The sequence below is a fragment of the Cupriavidus taiwanensis LMG 19424 genome, assembly GCF_000069785.1.
In the GTDB taxonomy this organism is placed as follows: Bacteria; Pseudomonadota; Gammaproteobacteria; order Burkholderiales; family Burkholderiaceae; genus Cupriavidus; species Cupriavidus taiwanensis.
The window spans coordinates 1,472,508-1,492,583 of record NC_010528.1; the positions used below are offsets into that span (position 1 = coordinate 1,472,508).

The 20,076-nt window shown below is 67.5% G+C and carries 16 protein-coding genes and 1 tRNA gene; 11 read left to right on the forward strand and 6 right to left on the reverse strand.

What is annotated here, in order from left to right; genetic code table 11:
- The first annotated feature begins 25 nt into the window (after positions 1-25).
- From RALTA_RS06805 to RALTA_RS06845, 9 genes are read left to right on the forward strand one after another with little or no spacing between them, the layout of a single operon-like run.
- Positions 26-1,663 carry an ABC transporter ATP-binding protein gene (locus RALTA_RS06805; protein WP_041232124.1) on the forward strand — a complete coding sequence of 546 codons (1,638 nt, stop codon included), beginning with the start codon at positions 26-28 and terminating at the stop codon, positions 1,661-1,663.
- A gap of 51 nt (positions 1,664-1,714) precedes the next feature.
- Positions 1,715-2,977 carry a 4-aminobutyrate--2-oxoglutarate transaminase gene (gene gabT / locus RALTA_RS06810; protein ID WP_012352696.1) on the forward strand — a complete coding sequence of 421 codons (1,263 nt, stop codon included), beginning with the start codon at positions 1,715-1,717 and terminating at the stop codon, positions 2,975-2,977.
- A 35-nt stretch (positions 2,978-3,012) separates the two neighbouring features.
- Positions 3,013-4,470 carry an NADP-dependent succinate-semialdehyde dehydrogenase gene (gene gabD / locus RALTA_RS06815; protein ID WP_012352697.1) on the forward strand — a complete coding sequence of 486 codons (1,458 nt, stop codon included), beginning with the start codon at positions 3,013-3,015 and terminating at the stop codon, positions 4,468-4,470.
- Positions 4,467-4,799 (forward strand): cupin domain-containing protein, encoded by a 333-nt coding sequence (locus RALTA_RS06820; RefSeq protein ID WP_012352698.1) that lies wholly within the window; start codon positions 4,467-4,469, stop codon positions 4,797-4,799. The genes gabD and RALTA_RS06820 overlap by 4 nt, the downstream gene beginning before the upstream one ends.
- Positions 4,796-6,508, forward strand: a complete 1,713-nt coding sequence (locus tag RALTA_RS06825; protein ID WP_012352699.1) for a thiamine pyrophosphate-binding protein — start codon at positions 4,796-4,798, stop codon at positions 6,506-6,508. The genes RALTA_RS06820 and RALTA_RS06825 overlap by 4 nt, the downstream gene beginning before the upstream one ends.
- Positions 6,509-6,540: 32 nt before the next feature.
- Positions 6,541-7,614, forward strand: a complete 1,074-nt coding sequence (locus RALTA_RS06830; RefSeq protein ID WP_012352700.1) for a histone deacetylase family protein — start codon at positions 6,541-6,543, stop codon at positions 7,612-7,614.
- Positions 7,615-7,652: 38 nt separating this feature from the next.
- Positions 7,653-8,900 carry a Zn-dependent hydrolase gene (locus tag RALTA_RS06835; RefSeq protein WP_041232125.1) on the forward strand — a complete coding sequence of 416 codons (1,248 nt, stop codon included), beginning with the start codon at positions 7,653-7,655 and terminating at the stop codon, positions 8,898-8,900.
- Positions 8,897-9,799: a DMT family transporter gene (locus RALTA_RS06840; RefSeq protein ID WP_012352702.1), complete on the forward strand. Its 903-nt coding sequence runs from the start codon at positions 8,897-8,899 to the stop codon at positions 9,797-9,799. The genes RALTA_RS06835 and RALTA_RS06840 overlap by 4 nt, the downstream gene beginning before the upstream one ends.
- Positions 9,796-11,295: an aldehyde dehydrogenase gene (locus RALTA_RS06845; protein ID WP_012352703.1), complete on the forward strand. Its 1,500-nt coding sequence runs from the start codon at positions 9,796-9,798 to the stop codon at positions 11,293-11,295. The genes RALTA_RS06840 and RALTA_RS06845 overlap by 4 nt, the downstream gene beginning before the upstream one ends.
- Positions 11,296-11,363: 68 nt before the next feature.
- On the opposite strand, the gene RALTA_RS06850 is transcribed toward RALTA_RS06845, so the two are convergent.
- The 6 genes from RALTA_RS06850 to RALTA_RS06875 all read right to left on the reverse strand — a co-directional run bounded on the left by RALTA_RS06850 (position 11,364) and on the right by RALTA_RS06875 (position 17,309).
- A complete protein-coding gene (locus RALTA_RS06850; RefSeq protein WP_012352704.1) occupies positions 11,364-12,233 on the reverse strand; it encodes a phosphodiesterase in 870 nt (289 codons plus the stop codon).
- Entirely contained in the window at positions 12,230-13,306 is a 1,077-nt protein-coding gene (locus RALTA_RS06855; protein ID WP_012352705.1) for an ABC transporter ATP-binding protein, read from the reverse strand. The genes RALTA_RS06850 and RALTA_RS06855 overlap by 4 nt, the downstream gene beginning before the upstream one ends.
- Positions 13,299-14,219, reverse strand: a complete 921-nt coding sequence (locus RALTA_RS06860; RefSeq protein ID WP_012352706.1) for an ABC transporter permease — start codon at positions 14,217-14,219, stop codon at positions 13,299-13,301. Before RALTA_RS06860 ends, RALTA_RS06855 begins: the two co-directional genes overlap by 8 nt.
- Positions 14,220-14,227: 8 nt before the next feature.
- Complete coding sequence (locus tag RALTA_RS06865; RefSeq protein WP_012352707.1) at positions 14,228-15,061, reverse strand: ABC transporter permease; 834 nt, start codon at positions 15,059-15,061, stop codon at positions 14,228-14,230.
- 56 nt (positions 15,062-15,117) lie between these two features.
- Positions 15,118-16,140 carry an ABC transporter substrate-binding protein gene (locus tag RALTA_RS06870; RefSeq protein ID WP_012352708.1) on the reverse strand — a complete coding sequence of 341 codons (1,023 nt, stop codon included), beginning with the start codon at positions 16,138-16,140 and terminating at the stop codon, positions 15,118-15,120.
- An 83-nt stretch (positions 16,141-16,223) separates the two neighbouring features.
- A complete protein-coding gene (locus tag RALTA_RS06875; protein WP_012352709.1) occupies positions 16,224-17,309 on the reverse strand; it encodes a LacI family DNA-binding transcriptional regulator in 1,086 nt (361 codons plus the stop codon).
- A 390-nt stretch (positions 17,310-17,699) separates the two neighbouring features.
- On the opposite strand from RALTA_RS06875, the gene RALTA_RS06880 reads away from it, so the two are divergent.
- Both RALTA_RS06880 and RALTA_RS06885 read left to right on the forward strand, forming a co-directional pair.
- Positions 17,700-17,776, forward strand: a tRNA-Asp gene (locus RALTA_RS06880).
- 139 nt (positions 17,777-17,915) lie between these two features.
- On the forward strand, positions 17,916-19,850 hold the full coding sequence (locus RALTA_RS06885) for a SurA N-terminal domain-containing protein (protein ID WP_012352710.1): 1,935 nt from the start codon (positions 17,916-17,918) through the stop codon (positions 19,848-19,850).
- The last annotated feature ends 226 nt before the right edge of the window (positions 19,851-20,076 follow it).

Below are 20,076 nucleotides of genomic sequence, written 5' to 3' on the forward strand. Positions count from 1 at the left end.
GTCTGGACTAGCAAAGGACAAAGTGATGAAGACCAGCGACCAAGCGCCCCTGCTGTCGATCCGCGATCTTTCGATCGCGCTGCCCGCGGGCGGCGACCGGCCCTACGCGGTGCGCGACATCTCCTATGACCTGCATGCCGGCGAGATCCTCTGCATTGTCGGAGAGTCGGGCTCCGGCAAGTCGATGAGCGCCAACGCCATCATGGGCCTGCTGCCTGCCTATCTGAAGCCAGAGCAGGGCCAGATCCTGTTCAAGGGCCGCGACCTGCTGGCGCAGGACGAAGCCACGCTGCTCGGCATGCGCGGCAAGGACATGGCCATGGTGTTCCAGGAGCCGCTGTCCGCGCTGAACCCGGTGATGACCGTGGGCGACCAGATCGCCGAGGTCATGCGCGTGCACAACGCCTGTCCGGGCGAGGCGCGTGCGCGCCGCGTGCTCGAACTGCTGGAGTTCGTCGGCCTGCCCGAGCCCGCCACGCTGATGCATGCCTATCCGTTCCGCCTGTCGGGCGGACAGCGCCAGCGTGTGGTGATCGCCATGGCGCTGGCGCTCGAACCGGCACTGCTGATTGCCGACGAGCCGACCACCGCGCTCGACGTCACCACGCAGGCGCAGATCCTGGACCTGATCCGCCGCATCCAGGCGGAGAAGGGCATGGGCGTGATGTTCGTGACCCACGACTTTGGCGTGGTGGCCGAGATCGCGGATCGCGTGGCGGTGATGGAGAAGGGCGTGCTGGTGGAGATGGGCAGCGCCGACCAGGTGTTGAACCGCCCGCAGCATGCCTATACCAAGCGCCTGATCGGCGCGGTGCCGCATGGCCGTGCCGGCGAGCGCGGGCGCAATGAGGCCGAGACCGTGCTGGAAGTGCGCGACCTGCGCAAAACCTACGTGACCGGCGGCGGTCTCTTCACCAAAAAGCGCGTGGTGCATGCAGTCGATGGCGTCAGCTTCACCGTGCGCCGCGGCGAGACGCTGGGCATCGTCGGCGAATCCGGCTCGGGCAAGTCGACCATCGGCAAATGCCTGCTGCGCCTGACGGATATCGATGGCGGCGCGCTGATGTTCGATGGCCAGGACATCGCCCGGCTGTCCGAGCGCCAGTTCCGCCCGCTGCGCCGCGACGTGCAGATGATCTTCCAGGATCCGTTTGCCTCGCTCAATCCGCGTCATACCGTCGGTCGCATCATCACCGATGGCCCGGTCGCCAACGGCGTGCCGCTGGCGGCCGCGCAGGCGCGCGCGCGCGAGCTGCTGCAGCTGGTGGGGCTGGAGGCGTCCGCGTTCGACCGCTATCCCAACCAGTTCTCCGGCGGTCAGCGCCAGCGCATCGGCATCGCGCGGGCACTGGCGCTCGAGCCCAAGCTGCTGGTGGCCGACGAGTCGGTCTCCGCGCTCGATGTCTCGGTGCAGGCGCAGGTGCTGGAGCTGCTGGCGGACCTGCAGAAGCGCCTGAACATCGGCCTGATCTTCATTACCCATGACCTGCGCGTGGCCGCGCAGATCTGCCACCACGTGATCGTGATGCACAAGGGCCGCGTGGTCGAGTCCGGCCCGCCGGGGCAGATCTTCGACGCCCCGCAGCACGGCTATACCCAGCGCCTGATCGGCGCGATCCCCGGCAAGGAATGGGACCCCACACTGATCCGCGCCGCCGCCTGAGCGGCGCGGCACCAACCACGTCGCAACCGCAAGAATAACTGGAGAGAAGTGATGAAGAACGCCGAACTGGTTCGCCGCAAGGACGCCGCCACCCCGCGCGGCGTGGGCGTGATGTGCAATTTCTACGCCGAGCGCGCGCTGAATTCGGAGATCTGGGATGTCGAGGGCAAGCGCTACATCGACTTCGCCGCAGGCATCGCCGTGCTTAACACGGGCCACCGTCATCCTCGCCTGGTCGAGGCCGTTGAAAAGCAGCTCGGTCGCTTCACGCATACTGCCTATCAGATCGTTCCCTACGCCAGCTATATCGAACTGGCCGAGAAGATCAATCGCCGTGCGCCGGGCCGCTCCGCCAAGAAGACCGCATTCTTCACCACCGGTGCCGAGGCGGTAGAAAACGCCATCAAGATCGCCCGCGCCGCCACCGGCCGGCCCGGCGTGATCGCATTTTCCGGCGGCTTCCACGGCCGTACCATGATGGGCATGGCGCTGACCGGCAAGGTCGCGCCGTACAAGATCGGCTTCGGGCCGTTCCCGGGCGAGGTCTACCACGCGCCGTATCCGTGCGCGCTGCACGGTGTCAGCACCGACGACTCGCTCAAGGCGCTGCAGCACCTGTTCAAGGCGGACATCGATCCTAAGCGCGTGGCGGCCATCATCTTCGAACCCGTGCAGGGCGAGGGCGGCTTCAATGTTGCGCCGACCGATTTCGTGCGCGCGCTGCGCGCGGTCTGCGACGAGCACGGCATCCTGCTGATCGCCGATGAAGTGCAGACCGGCTTTGGCCGCACCGGCAAGTTGTTCGCGATGGAGCACTACGACGTGGCGCCGGACCTGACCACCATGGCCAAGAGCCTGGCCGGCGGCATGCCGCTGTCGGCAGTGTGCGGCCGCGCCGAGGTGATGGACGCGCCGGCGCCCGGCGGGCTGGGCGGCACGTATGCCGGCAACCCGCTTGCGGTGGCTTCTGCGCTCGCTGTACTGGACGTGCTCGAAAGCGAGAAGCTGATCGACCGCGGCGCCGAGCTGGGCCAGCGGTTGATGACGCGCCTGGAAAGCCTGCGCCCGCGCGTGCCGCAGATCGCCGAAGTGCGCGGTGTCGGCGCCATGGTGGCGGTGGAATTCCGCCAGGCCGATGGCAGCCCCGATCCGGACTTTACGCGCACGGTGCAGAACCGCGCGCTGGAGAAGGGCCTGCTGCTGCTGTCGTGCGGCGTGTACGGCAACGTTATCCGCTTCCTGTTCCCGCTGACGATCCAGGACGCGGTGATGAACGAAGGCCTGGACATCCTGGCCGAGGCACTGACGCGCTGAGCTGTCCATATCCATCGATACCTGAGAGACTACCCATGCAACTCAAGGACTCCGGCCTGCTGCGCGCGCAGGCCTATATCGCCGGCAACTGGCAGGATGCCGACAGCGGCGCCACCTTCACCGTCACCGATCCCGCCAGCGGCGCCTTGATCGGCACCGTGCCCAGCATGGGCGCGGCCGAAACGCGCCGCGCCATCGACGCCGCGCAGGCCGCGCAGGCCGGCTGGCGCCGCAAGACCGCGCGCGAGCGTGCCGCGGTGCTGCGCGCCTGGTACGAACTGATGCTGGCCAATGCCGACGACCTCGCGCTGCTGATGACCACCGAGCAAGGCAAGCCGCTGGCGGAAGCGAAGGGCGAAGTCATCTATGCCGCTTCTTTCCTCGAATGGTTCGCAGAGGAAGCCAAGCGCGTCAGCGGCGACGTGCTGGCCACGCCCGCCAACGACAAGCGGCTGGTCGTGGTCAAGGAGCCGGTCGGTGTGTGCGCGGCGATCACGCCGTGGAACTTCCCGCTTGCGATGATTACGCGCAAGGCTGGCCCGGCGCTGGCCGCCGGCTGCGCCATGGTGCTCAAGCCGGCCGAGGACACGCCGCTGTCGGCGCTGGCGCTGGCGGTGCTGGCCGAGCGCGCCGGGCTGCCGGCGGGGCTGTTCAGTGTGATCACGGGCGACGCCATCGCCATCGGCGGCGAGCTTACCGCCAACCCGGTGGTGCGCAAGCTCAGCTTTACCGGCTCGACCGAGGTGGGCCGCATCCTGATGCGGCAGTCGGCCGACACCATCAAGAAGCTCTCGCTGGAGCTTGGCGGCAACGCGCCCTTTATCGTGTTCGACGATGCCGACCTCGATGCGGCGGTGGAGGGTGCCATTGCCTCCAAGTACCGTAATGCCGGCCAGACCTGCGTCTGCGCCAACCGGCTCTATGTCCACGACAAGGTCTATGACGCGTTCGCCGAAAAGCTGGTGGCCGCGGTTGCCAGGCTGAAGGTCGGGCACGGCGTCGAGCCGGGCGTGCTGCAGGGCCCGCTGATCAACGAGGACGCGGTGGCCAAGGTGGAGTCGCATATCGCCGACGCGCTCGGCAAGGGCGCGCGCCTGCTGGCCGGCGGCAAGCGCCATGCGCTGGGCGGCACGTTCTTCGAGCCGACCGTGCTGGCCGATGTGACCCCCGCCATGCGCGTGGCCCGGGAAGAAACCTTCGGCCCGCTGGCGCCGCTGTTCCGCTTTTCCAGCGACGAGGAAGCGATCGCGATGGCCAACGATACCGAGTTCGGCCTGGCCTCCTATTTCTTCAGCCGCGATATCGGGCGCGTCTGGCGCGTGGCCGAGGCGCTTGAGTACGGCATGGTTGGCATCAACACCGGCCTGATTTCCAACGAGGTGGCGCCGTTCGGCGGCGTCAAGCAGTCGGGCCTGGGCCGCGAAGGCTCGAAATACGGCCTCGACGAATACCTGGAGGTCAAGTACCTGTGCATGGGCGGGGTGGACCGGTGAGCGCGCCGCAAGACCGGCCCAAGGCCGTCGGCACCGTGCAGGTCGACAACGAGCGCGTGGTCGTGACCGAATGGCGTTTCGCTCCCGGCGCCGAGACCGGGCAGCATCGTCATGGCTACGACTATGTGGTGGTGCCGATGACCACCGGGGCGCTGCGCCTGCAGACGCCGGCTGGCGAGGCCACCAGCCAGCTCGTTGCCGGCCAGGCCTATTACCGCCCAGCCGGCGTCGAGCACAACGTCATCAATGCCCACGAAGGCGAATGCGTGTTCGTGGAGATCGAGATCAAGCCGGCGGCCGGCGCCGCGGGCGGAGGAAGTTGCCAATGAGCCAAGACAACACCAAGCTGCGCGAGCGCAATGGCGGGCAGATCCTTGTCGAGCAGTTGCGCATCCAGGGCGTGCGGCGCGTGTTCCTGGTGCCGGGCGAAAGCTACCTGCCCTGCATCGATGCGCTGTACGACCACCAGGACGCGATCACGCCGATCGTCTGCCGCCAGGAAAGCGGCGCCGGCTACATGGCCGAGGCCCACGGCAAGCTGACCGGCGCACCCGGCGTGTGCTTCGTCACGCGCGGCCCCGGCGCAACCAATGCCAGCATCGCCGTGCATACCGCGTTCCAGGACTCCACGCCGATGATCCTGTTCGTGGGGCAGGTGGGCAACGATTTCTACGAGCGCGAAGCCTTCCAGGAGATCGACTACCGCCGCATGTTCGGCCAGATGGCCAAGTGGGTCGCGCAGATCGACCGCACCGACCGCATTCCCGAGTTCATCGCGCGCGCCTTCGCGGTGGCCACCAGCGGCCGGCCCGGACCGGTAGTGCTGGCGCTGCCCGAAGACACGCTGTGGGGCAAGGCCACCGTGGCCGACATGCCGCGCTACGTGCGCAGCCACGCCGCGCCGGCGCCGCACGCGCTGGCGTCATTGGCCGCGATGCTGGAACAGGCCGAGCGCCCCTTCCTGATGATCGGCGGCTCCGGCTGGACGCCGGAGGCGATGCGGCAGATGGAAGGCTTTGCCGAACGCTTCGGCCTGCCGGTGGGGCTGGCGTGGCGCCGGCTGGAGTGCTTCGACAACCACCACCCCAACTATGCCGGCCATGTCGGCTGGGGCATGGGCGAGGCATTGCGCGCGCGCATCCGCGAGTCGGACCTGCTGATCGCCGTCGGCACCCGCATGGGCGAGGCCACCACCGAGGGCTATACCGTGGTGGAAAGCCCGCTGCCGCGCCAGCGGCTGGTGCATGTGTATCCCGATCCGGAAGAGCTGGGCCGCGTGTTCCGCGCGGAGGTGCCTGTCGTGGCTGACGTCGTCTCGTTCGCGGCTGCGGTGGACGGCCTGCGCCCGGCGCGCGAACACAACCGCGCGGCATTGGTGGAGCGCGCGCGGCGCGACTACCTCGACAGCCAGAAGGCGCTGCCCGCGCCAGGTCCGCTGAACCTGAACCAGGCTGCGTGCGTTGTGCGCGAGCGCCTGCCCGAGGACGCCTGCATCACCGTAGGCGCCGGCAACTACGCGGTCTTTCCGCACACCTATTACCGCTACAAGGGCGTGGGCACCAGCCTGGCGCCCACCGTGGGCTCGATGGGCTACGGCCTGCCGGCGGCCATCTCTGCCAAGCTGGAGCACCCGGAACGCACCGTGGTCTGCTATGCGGGCGACGGCTGCTTCCAGATGAACCTGCAGGAGCTGGGCGTGGCCATGCAGTACCGCCTTGGCATCGTGGTGCTGGTGTTCAACAACGGCATCTGGGGCACGATCCGCGCCCACCAGGAACGCGAATTCCCCGGCCGGACCATCGCGCTGGGCTTCGAGAACCCCGAGTTCGCCGAGCTGGCGCGCGCCTACCGCGGCTACGGCGAAGTGGTGGCCAGCGACGCCGAATTCGGCCCGGCGCTGGACCGCGCGCTCGACTTTGCCAGCACGCACAGCATGCCGGCGCTTCTGGAGCTGCGCTATGACCCCGACGGCATCGCGCCCGGCATGACCCTGTCAGGCATCCGCGCGGCGGCGCTGGCGCGCCAGGCGGCAGGCTGAGCCGGCGCTTCCTTTCACAACCACTCGACACCATGCGTGCCTTCTTCTCGGATGATCAGTTGCTGCACGAGCCCCGCCAGTTCATGCGCGCGGGCCGGTTGTGCGCGCCGACCGATGTGCCGGCCCGCGCAGCGGCACTGCAGCGCGCGCTGTCCGCGCGCGGCATCGAACTGGCGGCGCCGCCCGATTGCGGGCGCGCGCCGCTGGAGGCGGTGCACAGTCCGGCCTATCTCGACTTCCTCGCCAGCGCCTACGCGCGCTGGCAGGAACTGGCGCGCCCCGGCTTCGAGCCCGGCAACGAAGTCCTGCCCAATCTCTCGCCGTATCACAATGGCAAGGTCGGCGAGCCGCGCCGTGCCGTGTGCCCCACCGATTCGGTGATCGCACAGGCCGGCTACTACCTGGGCGACCTCAGCTGCCCGCTGGGTCCGGACAGCTGGCGCGCGATCCTGCGCGGCGCGCACAGCGCGGTGGCGGCGGCACGCCATGTGTGCGAGCGGCAGGACGGTGCCGGCATGGCCTACGCGCTGTGCCGTCCCTCCGGCCACCACGCCCACAGTGACCGCGCCGCCGGCTTCTGCTATGTCAACAACTCGGCCATTGCGGCGCAGACGCTGCTGGCCCGCTTCGGCAAGGTGGCGGTGCTCGACGTCGACGCGCACCACGGTGACGGCACCCAGCAGATCTTCTATCACCGCTCCGATGTGATGACGATCTCGCTGCATGCCGATCCGGCCGACTACTACCCGTTCTACACCGGCTATGCGAACGAGCGCGGCTATGGCGCGGGCTATGGCTACAACCTCAACTTCCCGCTGGCGCACGGCAGCGGCGACGTTGAGTTCCTGTCGGCGCTGGACGGCGCGCTGGACGCGCTGCGCGACTATCGTCCGCAGGCGGTGGTGCTGGCGCTGGGCTTCGATACCTACGAGAACGATCCCATCAGCGTCCTGAAGGTCAGCATGGATGGCTACCGCGGCATCGGCGAGCGCATCCATGCGCTGGGGCTGCCGACGGTGGTGGTGCAGGAGGGCGGCTACGAGGTCGAGGCGATCGGCCGCGGGCTGGATGCATTCCTGGCAGGTTTCGCGCCTGCGACCGCATGAGCCTGAATGGCGCAATCACCAATACTGGGAGAACTGCAATGACTAGCAAGATCGCCATCAACGGCCAGCGGCTGTGGCAATCGCTGATGGAGCTGGCGCGAATTGGCGCCACGCCGAAGGGCGGCAACGCGCGTCTGGCGCTGACCGCGCTCGACGGCCAGGGCCGCGACCTGGTGTGCGGCTGGATGCGCGACGCGGGCCTGACCGTGACGGTGGACCGCGTCGGCAATATCTTTGGCCGCCGCGCCGGGCGCAACAATGCGCTGCCGCCGGTGATGACCGGCAGCCATATCGATACGCAGCCGACTGGTGGCAAGTTCGATGGCTGTTTCGGCGTGCTGGCCGGGCTGGAAGTCATGCGCACGCTCAACGACCATGGCGTCACCACTGAAGCGCCGCTTGAACTTGCCATCTGGACCAACGAGGAAGGCACGCGCTTCGTGCCGGTGATGATGGGCTCGGGCGTGTTCGCGGGGATCTTCCCGCTGCAGACCGCGCTGGACGCCACCGATACCGAAGGCAAGCGCGTGGCGGATGAACTGCGGGCGATTGGTTATGCCGGCACCGACGAAGTGGGCGGGCGGCCGGTGGGCGCATATTTCGAAGCGCATATCGAGCAGGGCCCGGTGCTGGAAGCGGCGGACAACGTGATCGGCGTGGTCACCGGATCGCTGGGGCTGCGCTGGTGCGACGTCACCGTGACCGGCATGGAAGCCCATGCCGGCCCCACGCCGATGCCGCTGCGCCGCGACGCGCTCTATGGCGCTACCCACGTGATGCAGGAAGTAGTGCGCATCGCGCATGACTTCGCGCCGCACGGCCGCGGCACCGTCGGCGTGGTCAATCTCCATCCCGGCTCGCGCAACGTGATTCCCGGCGCGGTCAAATTCACGGTCGACCTGCGCCACGAAGACGCCGGCAAGCTGGCCGAGATGGACGCCCGTTTCCGCGCCGCATGCGAAGCGCTGGCGCAGGGCCAGACCACCGGTGCCACGTTCGACGTGAGGATCGACGATGTGCAGTACTTCCCGCCGACTCCGTTCGCGCCGGAACTGGTCGACCATGTGCGCCGCGAAGCCGTCGCGCGCGGCTACAGCCAGCAGAATATCGTCACCGGCGCGGGCCACGATGCCGTCTACATGGCGAGCGTGACCCCGACCGCGATGATCTTCGTGCCCTGCAAGGACGGCATCAGCCACAATGAAGTGGAAGATGCCCGGCCCGAGCACCTGGAAGCCGGCGCCAACGTGCTGCTCGGCGCGATGGTCGCGCAGGCGGGCGCATGACCGCCGCGGCGCGGGGTGGGCCCGACTGGTGGCGTGGCGGGCTGCTGTTCCTGTGCGTGGTGACGCTGTTCGCTACCGTGGACGCCACCGCCAAGCACCTGGTTGGCCGCTATCCCGCGCCGTTTCTCAATGCCGTGCGCTACGGTGCCACGCTGGCGGTGGCCGTGGCCATGCTTGCCGGATCTGGGCAACTGCGCTTCTGGCGCACCCCGCACCGCGGCCTGCTGGTACTGCGCGGTCTGATGCTGGCGGTGGTCGGCACCTGCTTCATGACCGCGCTGCTGTGGATGCCGCTGGCGGAGGCCACCGCCATCTACTTCATGGCGCCGCTGATGGTGGTGGGCCTGTCGCCGTGGATGCTGGGCGAGAAGGTCGGCCCGCGCCAGTGGCTGGCGGTAGGCGCAGGCTTCTGCGGGATGCTGCTCATCGTACGCCCCGGTGGCGCGGTGTCGTGGCTTGGCACCGTGCTGATGCTGGCCGCCACGCTGGCCTACGCCATGCTGCAACTGCTGACCCGGCGCATGGCGGGGCAGGTCGATGCGCGCGTGCAATACGGCTTTGCCGCACTGATCTGCATGGTCGCCACCGGCGTGCCGGCGCCGTTCTTCCCGCCGCCGGTGTGGCCCGACCTGGCCGACTGGCTGGCGATCCTGGCCATGGGCCTGATGAGCGCGGCGGCGCAGGTGCTCCTGATCCTGTCGCTGCAGCGCGCGCCGGCATCGCGGCTGGCGCCGCTGAACTATTTCCACCTGCTGCTGGCGCTGGTCTACAGCGCGCTATGGTTCGGCCGCTGGCCCGACGCGCTGGCGCTGGCCGGCATCGCCCTGATCGTGGTCGCGGGCCTGACGCAGACGCTGCCGTCGTCCGCGGCCCTGTCAACCAAACGAGGAACCCCATGAGCGAAACACGCGACCTGTCTTACTGGCAGGCCCGGGCGGCCGCACTGCGCCCGCAAAGCCGCGCCTACATCGGCGGCGCATGGACCGATGCCGCCGACGGCGCTACCTTCGACACGATCAACCCCGCCACCGGTGCGGTGCTGGCCAAGGTGGCCGCATGCGGCGCTGCGGACGTCGACCGCGCCGTCGCGGCGGCGCGCCAGGCCTTCGAGCAAGGCGTCTGGTCCGGGCTGGCACCGCGCGAGCGCAAGGCCGTGCTGCTGCGCCTGGCTGCGCTGATCGAAGCGCACCACGAGGAACTGGCCCTGCTGGAAACGCTGGACATGGGCAAGCCCATCGGCGATACGCTGGCCTACGACATTCCAGAGGCGGCGCGCACCTTCGCGTGGTACGCCGAGGCCATCGACAAGATTTACGGTGAGATCGCGCCTACCGGCGGCAATGTGCTCGCCACCATCACGCGCGAGCCGCTCGGCGTGGTGGCGGCGGTGGTGCCGTGGAACTATCCGTTGCTGATGGGAAGCTGGAAGGTCGCGCCTGCGCTGGCTGCGGGTAACAGCGTCATCCTCAAGCCTGCCGAGCAATCGCCGCTGACGGCGCTCCGGCTCGCCGAGCTGGCAGCGGAGGCCGGCATTCCGCCCGGGGTCTTCAACGTGGTGCCCGGATTGGGCGCACAAGCCGGACAGGCGCTCGGCCTGCATCCGGACGTGGATTGCATCGCCTTTACCGGCTCCACGGCCACCGGCAAGCGCTTCATGGAGTATTCCGGCCAGTCCAACCTCAAGCGTGTCTGGCTCGAATGCGGCGGCAAGTCGCCGCACATTGTGTTCCACGACTGCCCCGACCTCGAGCGCGCCGCGCAGGCCGCCGCCATCGGCATCTTCAACAACCAGGGCGAAATCTGCATCGCCGGCTCGCGCCTTTATGTCCAGCGCGCCATCTATGAGCCGTTCATGGAGAAGCTGGAGGCGTATGCCGGGGCAATGCAGCCCGGCGATCCACTTGACCCGTCCTCCGCCATGGGCGCCATCGTCGACGCGCGCCAGCTCGATCGCGTGATGTCCTACGTGGACGGCGGACAACGCGAAGGCGCGCGGCTGCGCCTGGGCGGCGAACGTGTCCGCAAGGACACCGGCGGCTACTTCCTGCAGCCCACCATCTTCGAATGCCCGAGTCAGTCGCTCAGCATCGTGCGCGAAGAAATCTTCGGCCCGGTGCTGGCCGTGACCATGTTCGACACGGAGGACGAAGTCGTGCGCATGGCCAACGATTCGCCTTATGGGCTCGGTTCAGGGCTGTGGACCGCCAACCTGTCGCGTGCGCACCGCGCCTCGCGGCGGCTGCGGGCGGGGCTGGTGTGGGTCAACTGCTATATGGATGGGGATATCACGGTGCCGTTTGGCGGGGTCAAGCAATCGGGTTCCGGACGTGACAAGTCGTTGCATGCGTTGGACAAATACAGCGATCTGAAGACTACGTGGATCAGGCTGGAGTAAGGCCCGGCAATCACCGGGTCGGAAATGGATGGTGAATCCGGAAATGGCGCCGGCTGCCGAACGGTGCCTCAGTCGATCAGCTTCCCCTGTGCATCGAAGAACGGATACGCAGGTCCGTGGTCTCCGATTGCAACGGCATGGGTGACCAGTCCGTGCACGGGATGCCACCAGTGCAGCAGGATGCCCGGCGGCTCCATCCGGAAGCGCGAAGCCGCCTGGGGGTCGAGGTCCAGCGCGACCTGGTGCGCCGGGCCGGGCGCGGTCATGGCGATGGTGCCGCCGAAGCGCCGGGTGATATGCCGATGCAGATGGCCGCACAGCACCCGCTCCACCTGTGGATGGCGCCGCACCACGACTTCGAGCAGCGCGGCGTTCTCCAGCCCCTGCCGGTCCATATGGCCGATGCCGGTGTGGAAAGGCGGGTGATGCAGCATCAGCAGGGTGGGACGCTGCGGGGCGGCGGCCAGCGCGGCTTCCAGCCATGGCAGCGCATCCGGGTCCACGCGCCCGCCGCTATGGCCGGGGACGGTGCAGTCGAAGGCGATCAGCGTCAAAGGCCCCGCGTCGATGCGGTAATGGACCGGAGCGTCGGCATCGCCCGCGGCGAACAGATAGGCGTGATCGGCGTGATCTGCGAATACGCGGCGCAGTGCGCCGCGGCTGTCGTGATTGCCCGGCATCAGCCGCACCGGCATCGGCAAGGACTCAAGAATCCCTCGCAGAAAGCGATATTCATCCTCGATGCCGAAGTCGACCAGGTCGCCGGTCACCACCGCAACGTCGGGGCGCTGAGGCAACGCCAGCAGCGTGTCGATGCACTGGCGCAGGGCGCCTGCGGTATCCACGCGCCGGTAGGAAAGCCTGCCACCCGCCTTGATATGCAGGTCCGTGATGTGGGCGACCAGGTAGGGAGCGGCCTGGGGGGCGCATTGGATCATGCCGCGCTCCGTTCGGGCGCAGCGGGCACCGTCAACAGGTGGCCGGTATCGATGCGCAGGCCAACGCGGTCGCCGGCTACCCAGCGGTCGCGTCGCGCGGTATCGAGCACGATGGGGGCAGGTGCGCCTACATCGACCAGCAGCCGGGTCGCATGGCCAAGGAACAGGGCCGTGACGACACTGCCGGCCACATGGACGTCGGGCGCATTCGGTGCGTCGGCCAGCGCTACGTCCTCGGGCCGGAACATCAGCTCCACCTGCGCCACCTCGATGTGCCGCGGCTCACGCGGCAATGCGCCACCCGGCACGCGCCACAGCTGGTGATCCGCAGCCGCCGGCAAGCGATTCATCGTGCCGATGAAGTCGGCGACGAAGACATTGGCCGGATGCCGGTAGATGTCCTGCGGCGTGCCGCTTTGCGCGATGTGCCCCTTGTCCATCACGATGATCCGGTCGCCAAGCGCCATCGCCTCGGCCTGATCGTGCGTGACATACACAGTGGTGATGCGCAGGCTGCGCAGCAGCTGGTTGATGTCGGCGCGCAACGCATCACGCAGCTTGGCATCGAGCGCCGTCAGCGGTTCGTCCAGCAGCAGCACACGCGGCTGCACGGCGATGGCGCGCGCCAGCGCCACCCGCTGGCGCTGGCCCCCGGACAGCTGGTCGACGCGCCGGTTGGCGAAGGCGCCCAGCTGCATCATGGCGAGCATGTCGTCGACCCGACTCCGGCGGGTCTGTGCGTCGACCTTGCGCACGCGCAGGCCATAGCCGATATTCTCGGCCACGGTCATATTGGGGAACAGGGCATAGTTCTGGAACACCATGCCGACGCCGCGCTGCTCGATCGGCAGATGCGTGACCGCTGCGCCGCCGAACAGCACCTCTCCGCCCGTATCGGGAAATTCCAGCCCCGCGATCATCCGCAGCGTGGTGGTCTTGCCGCAACCGGACGGACCGAGCAGCACGACAGTTTCGCCGGCACCGATGTCCAGATCCAGTGGTTCGAGCGCGCGCGTGCCGTCGGGGAACGTCTTGCCGCATTGGCGCAGGGCGATGGGGGTGGGCTCATGCATGGCGGGGGGCCTCTGTCTGTGGCTGGGACTGCGGGGTGCTGTCCGGTGCGGATGGCGAGTTCAGCGAAGTGGTGATCGTGCCGGCGAACGGCATGGGCGTGTCCTGTATCGGATGTCGCTGGGCCCGCGCACCCAGCGCGGACACCATTTGCATGATCACCAGCAGCGGAATGATCATCAGGAAAAACACGATGGTGTAGGCAGAGCCTATCTCCAGGCGCATCGAGGCATAGCTGTCGGCGAGTCCGACCGGAAGCGTCTGCGTGGTGGGCGTATGGAGCATCCATGTCAGATTGAACTCTCCGACCGACAGCGTCACGACCATCAGCGCGCCGGCGAGAATCCCTTGCCGGCAATTGGGTAGCACCACGGTGAAAAAGCGCTGCATGCGTGTCGCGCCGAGACTGGCGGCGGCGTCCTCGAGCGTGCGGATATCGATGGCGGACATGATGGCCAGCACCGAGCGCACCATGAAGGGCAAGGTGAACAGTACATGCCCGATCAGGATGAAGACCCAACTGGTGCGCAGCCATGGCAGGCCCCCATACAGCAGGATCAGGCCGAGTGCCGTCGCAAGTCCAGGGATCGCCACCGGCAACATCAGCAATTCCTCGATCAGCCGGGTCACGCGGCTGCGGCGCAGCGCCATGTAATAGGCGGCTGGAACGCCGAGCACCAGCGTACAGGCGAGGCACGCCAGCGCGATCCATAGCGACAGGAAGATGGTATTGCGGTACAGGGCCCACACTTCCTCGACCCACCGCGTGGTCAGGCCGCTCTGCAGCCCGACGAAGATATTGTTGGTGAGGCCGGCCAGCACCGACAGCCCCACGGGGACGGTCATGAACGCACAAACGGCGAGCGTCAGTGCGAGTTGGGTCCAGTAGGCGGAGCCGCGACGGTTGGTCTTCATGCTTGCTCCTACGCGGTGGCGGCAACCGCGTTGCCGGAAAGATGACGCGCCACCGCCAGCAGCGCCCAGGTCACGACCCCGAGCAGGATGGATAGTGCGGCGGCCATGCCGAAGTTGGCGTAGTTGGTGAACTCGTTGTAGATGGTGAGCGGCAGCACATCGAGTTGCGTGGCAAGGGTGAAGGCGGTGCCGAACGCGCCCATGCTGGTGGCGAAGCAGATCGCGCCGCTGGAGATCAGCGCGGGCATCAGCGCCGGCAGCATCACGTCGCGCACCACGCGCCACCGGCCGGCGCCCAGTGAGCGGGCCGCTTCCTCCAGCGAGGCGTCGAGTTTTTCGACCGCCGCCATCACGGTCAGGATCACGCGTGGAATCGAGAAGTACAGGTAGCCGACGAACAACCCGGCCATGCCATAGGCAAAAGTCCAGCGCTCGCCGGCGAGCAGGTCGCCCACCGATGCGAGCAGGCCGTTGCGGCCGCCCAGCATGATGACCATGAACCCGATCACCACGCCGGGAAAGGCCAGCGGAAAGGTCAGCATGGCCACCAGCACCGGCTTGCCCGGCACCGGATGCCGCTGCAGGAAGGTCCCCGCCACGCCGGCGATCGCCAGCGTGACCAGCGTCACCGAGGCCGACAACAGCACCGTGGACAGCAGGCTGTGCAGGTAGCGCGGGCTCGACAGCACGGTCCAGTAGACTCCCGCGCCGCTTTCCCCCGCCACGCTGACCGCCAGCAATTTGGCCATCGGCAAGCAGAAGAACGCCAGGAATACGATCAGCGCCGGCAGCGCGAAGACGATCAGCGTGCGGGCGGTTGGCGCAGTGGTGCGACGGCGCATGGGTTTCTCCATCTTGAGGGGGACTGGCCGGGGCCGCAGCGCGCCCCGGCGCGGCGTCAGCGCACTTCCTTCAGGTACTGGTCGCTGAAGGCCTTTTGCACTTCGGCCATCTTGCCGTAGTCGATGGTCTTCGCGCGCGCATAGTCCGAGGCCGGCAGGAAGCGGGATTCCACTTCCCTTGACACGGCCTTGGCCCGTACCGGGCGCAGATAGGCATTGGCCCACAGCGCCTGGCCGGCATCGGACAGCACGAAGTCCAGCACCTTGCGGGCTTCCGCAGGGTGCGGCGCCTTGTTGACCATGCTCATGACGTAGGGCACCACCAGCGAGCCCTCCCGGGGAATGACGAAGGCAACGTTGGCGCGATCCTTGTAGCGCGCGCGATAGGCGTTGAAGTCGTAGTCCAGCAGGATCGGGATTTCACCGGACAGCACGCGCGCGTACGCGGTCTGCTTCGGCACGATGGGCTGGTTCTTCTGCAGGTCCTTGAAGAACTTGAGGGCCGGGCCGAAGTTATCCAGCGAGCCGCCCAGCGCCTGGTTGATCGCCACCGCGCCCACATAGCCGACAAAGGCGCTGGCCGGGTCGAGATAGCCGACCATGCCCTTGTATTCGGGCTTCTGCAGGTCGGCCCATGACTGCGGCACCGGTTTGCCGCGCAACGCGTCGACATTGACCATCAGGCCCAGCGTGCCCGAATGGATGGCAAACCAGTGGCCCTGCGGGTCCTTCAGGCCGTCGGGGATGTCATTCCAGTTGGCAGGCTTATAGGGTGCCGTCACGCCTTCCTTCTGGGCCTGGATGCCGAACGTCACGCCGTAATACACCACGTCGGCCACCGGATTGGCCCTTTCCGCCACGATCTGGGCCAGCGACTGGCCCGAGTTCTTGTTGTCGTGCGGCACCGTGACGCCGGTCTTTTCCTTGATCGCGCGGATCTGCGCTGCCCAGTCCGCCCATTCCGGCGGGCAGTTGTAGCAGATTGCCGTTTGCGCGGCCGCGGCGTGGCTGAATACGACCGCGCCAACCGTGGGCAGCAGCCAGCGCAAGCGGCGCAGCCAGGACGAAGTCGATTGCATGATGCACTCCTTTTCTAGATATGACGGTGTGGGAAAACGGCGTAGGACGAGGCGATATCGGCGCTGCTTCGGTTGCTGTGCCGCTAAGCCGGCGGCCCCACGGTAGCGCCTTCGCGCAGCGCGTGCGGCAGCAGCGTCGCGCGGGGCAAGCGGGGGGCAGGCGCGGCCCCGGCGCTGGCGGGCGCGAGCCGTGCCAGCAGGCAGCCCAGCGCACGGGCACCGATCTCGTTGTTGGGCTGCGCCACGGTGGACAGCGGCGGTTCCAGCAACTGGCCGAGTTCGATGCCGTCGTAGCCGAGCACGGATACATCGCCGGGCACGGACAGCCCCAGGCGCTTCAGGATCGAAATCACGCCGATCGCCAGCATGTCGTTGGTGCAAAACAGCGCGGTGGGCGCGGATGGCGCTGTGACGAATTGCCGGATGCGCTCGACCTCCGCCGGCGTGTGCGTCGGCGTATGCGCTGGCAGGGACAGCGGCGGCAAGGGCTGCAGGCCATGCGCGCGCATCGCGTCCTGGTAACCCATGTGGCGCTGCCTGGCGCGGTCCGACGCGACGAAGGCGCCCGACACCACCGAGATGCGCCGATGCCCGGCAGCGATCAGCGTCTCGACGCCGGCGCGCGCGCTGACGCGGTTGTCCACCGATACCGAATAGCGTTTGCCCCGGCGCGCTGCCTGGTTGTACGCCAGGACATAGGGCACGCCTTCGGCATCCAGCTGTTCCAGCACCGCGCTGCGGGCGGCATCGGCCACCGTCAGCACCATGCCGTCGACGCGGTGACGCAGCAGATATTCAATCCGCTCGCGTTCGCGGGCCGGGTCGTAGCGGCTGGTCACCAGCATCAGCGAATAGCCTTGGGCCAGCGCCGCCTCCTCGATGCCGCGCCAGCATTCGGCAAACACGGCATTCTCGAGCGTCGGCAGCATGACCCCCACGATGCGCGAGCGCTGGGCCCGGAGCTTGGCACCCAGCAGGTTGGGGCGGAAGCCAAGCTCGCCCGCCGCCTGCAATACGCGCCCGGCGGTATCCTGGCGGACCATCTCCGGATTGCTGAACACGCGCGAGGCGGTCGCCAGCGACACGCCCGCGGCCCTGGCGACATTCACCAGAGTCGCGCCATTGGATGGCGCGGGCGGAGCGGCGAGGGCGGTGGCATTGCGGGGCATTAGGCAGGAATCGGGATCAGTGCAGGAGTTGGTGCCTGAAGTTTGTGCGGAAGAAAATGAAAACGTTTTCATTCAAGCCGCAAAAAAACGGGTGTCAAGGACAACCGTTGGTGCGGTGCGCCGCAAAACCGCCGGCGGGGCCATGCGAGTGGCGCGGAAGGCCGAACGAGGGCGATTGTGCGGGGCGCAAGTGACAGCGGGATGACACTAGTCACGAGGGACCAGCCACGGATCCTTCGCGTGATTGGCTGCAGCTAAGGTGATGGAGGCCCGCTTCGAGACCAAATTTAAACGTGTCCCCGTCTTGCGCTGGTACGGGAACATGCGCTATAGTTCGGCCTCTTTGCTGCGGCGCAGGTACGAAAGCAGGCTGCAGCAGGCACCGACACAGGAGTGGTAGTTCAGTCGGTTAGAATACCGGCCTGTCACGCCGGGGGTCGCGGGTTCGAGTCCCGTCCACTCCGCCAGTACCAAGAAGCGCCCGCAATCGCGGGCGTTTTTCATTTGTGGCTCATGTTCGCCACCCTGCACAAAGGGCGCTTGCCCGCCGGCTCCTGATAGAATCGTGGAGTTTGTCTTTCGTGCCAATCCACTACCCGAATCCGCATGCTTGATTTCGTACGCAACAACCGGCGCCTGATGCTCTTGCTGCTGCTGGTGCTTGTTTTCCCGTCGTTCGTGTTCTTCGGCGTGGAAAGCTATTCGCGCTTCATGGACAGCTCGCACGATGCCGCCAAGGTCGACGGCCGGGCCATCAGCGTGCAGGAGGTCGACAACGTCGTGCGCGACCAGAGCGAGCGCGCGCGCCAGATCCTGGGCGCCAACTATGATCCGCGCCAGTTCGAGGGTCCCGAGGCACGCAAGGCCGTGCTCGAGCAGCTGATCCAGCAACGCGTGATGGCCAATGCGGTGGCCAGCGAACACCTGACGGTGTCGGATGCCAAGCTGCTCGAAGAAATCAGCAGCCTGCCGGCGATCGCGCAGCTGCCGCGGGGCAAGGACGGCAAGATCGACGATAAGGCCTACCTGCAGCTGCTGCAGTCGCAGGGCATGACGCCCGAACAGTTCGATGCGCGCATGCGCTTCGAGCTGGCCATGCAGCAGCTGGGCGCATCGGTTGCCGCGACGGCGTTCGTGCCGAAGTCGCTGATCGAGCGACTGATGGCGGCGCGCGACCAGCAGCGCGACGTGCAGGCGCTGCTGTTCAAGCCGGCCGGCTACACCGCCAAGGTCCAGCCCGATGCCGCCGCGCTGAAGGCTTACTATGACAGCCACCAGCAGGACTTCTCGGTGCCGGAGCAGGCCAAGGTGGAATACCTGGTGCTGTCGGGCGAGGCCCTGGCGGCGTCGCAGGCGGTGACGCCGGAAGAGCTGAAGTCGTACTACGAAAGCAATATCGCGCGCTTCCGCGTCGACGAGCAGCGCCGCGCCAGCCATATCCTGATCAGCGCGCCGAAGGATGCGCCGGCCGCGCAGCGCCAGGCCGCCAAGGACAAGGCCACCAAGCTGCTGGAAGAGGTGCGCAAGCATCCGGACACCTTCGCCGACGTGGCGCGCAAGAACTCGCAAGACCCGGGCTCGGCCGAGAAGGGCGGCGACCTTGGCTTCATGGGCCGCGGCGCGCTGGTCAAGCCGTTCGAGGACGCCATGTACGCGCTCAAGGAAGGCCAGATCAGCGACGTGGTCGAAACCGACTTCGGCTACCACATCATCAAGCTGACCGGCACCAAGCCCGCGGAAACGCGGCCGCTGGAGGCCGTGCGCACCGAGCTGGAAGCCGAACTGCGCAAGCAGTTCGCCGACAAGAAGTTTGCCGAGCAGGCCGATGCCTTCGGCAATACCGTCTACGAGCAGGCCGACAGCCTCAAGCCCGCCGCCGACAAGTTCAAGCTGACCATCCAGACCGCCGACAAGGTCACGCGCCAGCCGAATCCGGCGCTGGGCGCGCAGAGCCCGCTGAACAACGAGAAGCTTCTCAAGGCGCTGTTCAGCGACGACGCCATCAAGAACAAGCGCAACACCGAAGCCGTGCAGGTTGCGCCGAACACGCTGGTGGCCGCCCGCATCGTCGCGTACCGCCCGGCGACCGTGCGCAAGTTCGAGGAAGTCGAAGCCCAGGTGCGCGAAGGCTATATCGCGCAGCAGGCCGCGGCGCTGGCGCGCAAGGATGGCGAGGCCCGCCTGGCCGCGCTGAAGCAGGCCGACAGCGCCGAGGGCTTTGGCCCGGTGCAGACGGTATCGCGCACCAAGGCCGACGGCATGACGCCGCAGGCAGTGGAAGCCGTAATGCGCGCCGATGCCGCCAAGCTGCCGGCGCTGGTGGGTGTGGACCTGGGTGCGCAGGGCTACGCGGTCTATCGCATCACCAAGGTCAGCCAGCCGGCACAGGCCAATCCGGCCCAGCGCCAGGCCGCGGCACAGCAACTGGCGCAGCTGGCCGGCCAGAGCGACCTGCAGGCCTTCTATGAAAGCCTGAAGGCCCGCGCCAAGGTCAAGATGCTGGCCCCCGCAGGCGCGACGCAAGGGCAAGGCGCCGAGTAATCCGCGCCGCCCCGCGCCACGCCGGGCACGCCGGAAACAAGAACCCCTGCCAATGTGGCAGGGGTTTTTTTGTGGTTAATCGCCGCATTGCAAGGGATGATGAGTGCGCGGGATTGTTGCTTGACTTCGTCGATGCGCCGGCCCTCTCCCCCGCCCCTCTCCCGCAAGCGGGAGAGGGGAGAAAACCAGCTGGAGGCGAAAATCCTTTGGGCTCGCCCGCGACAAC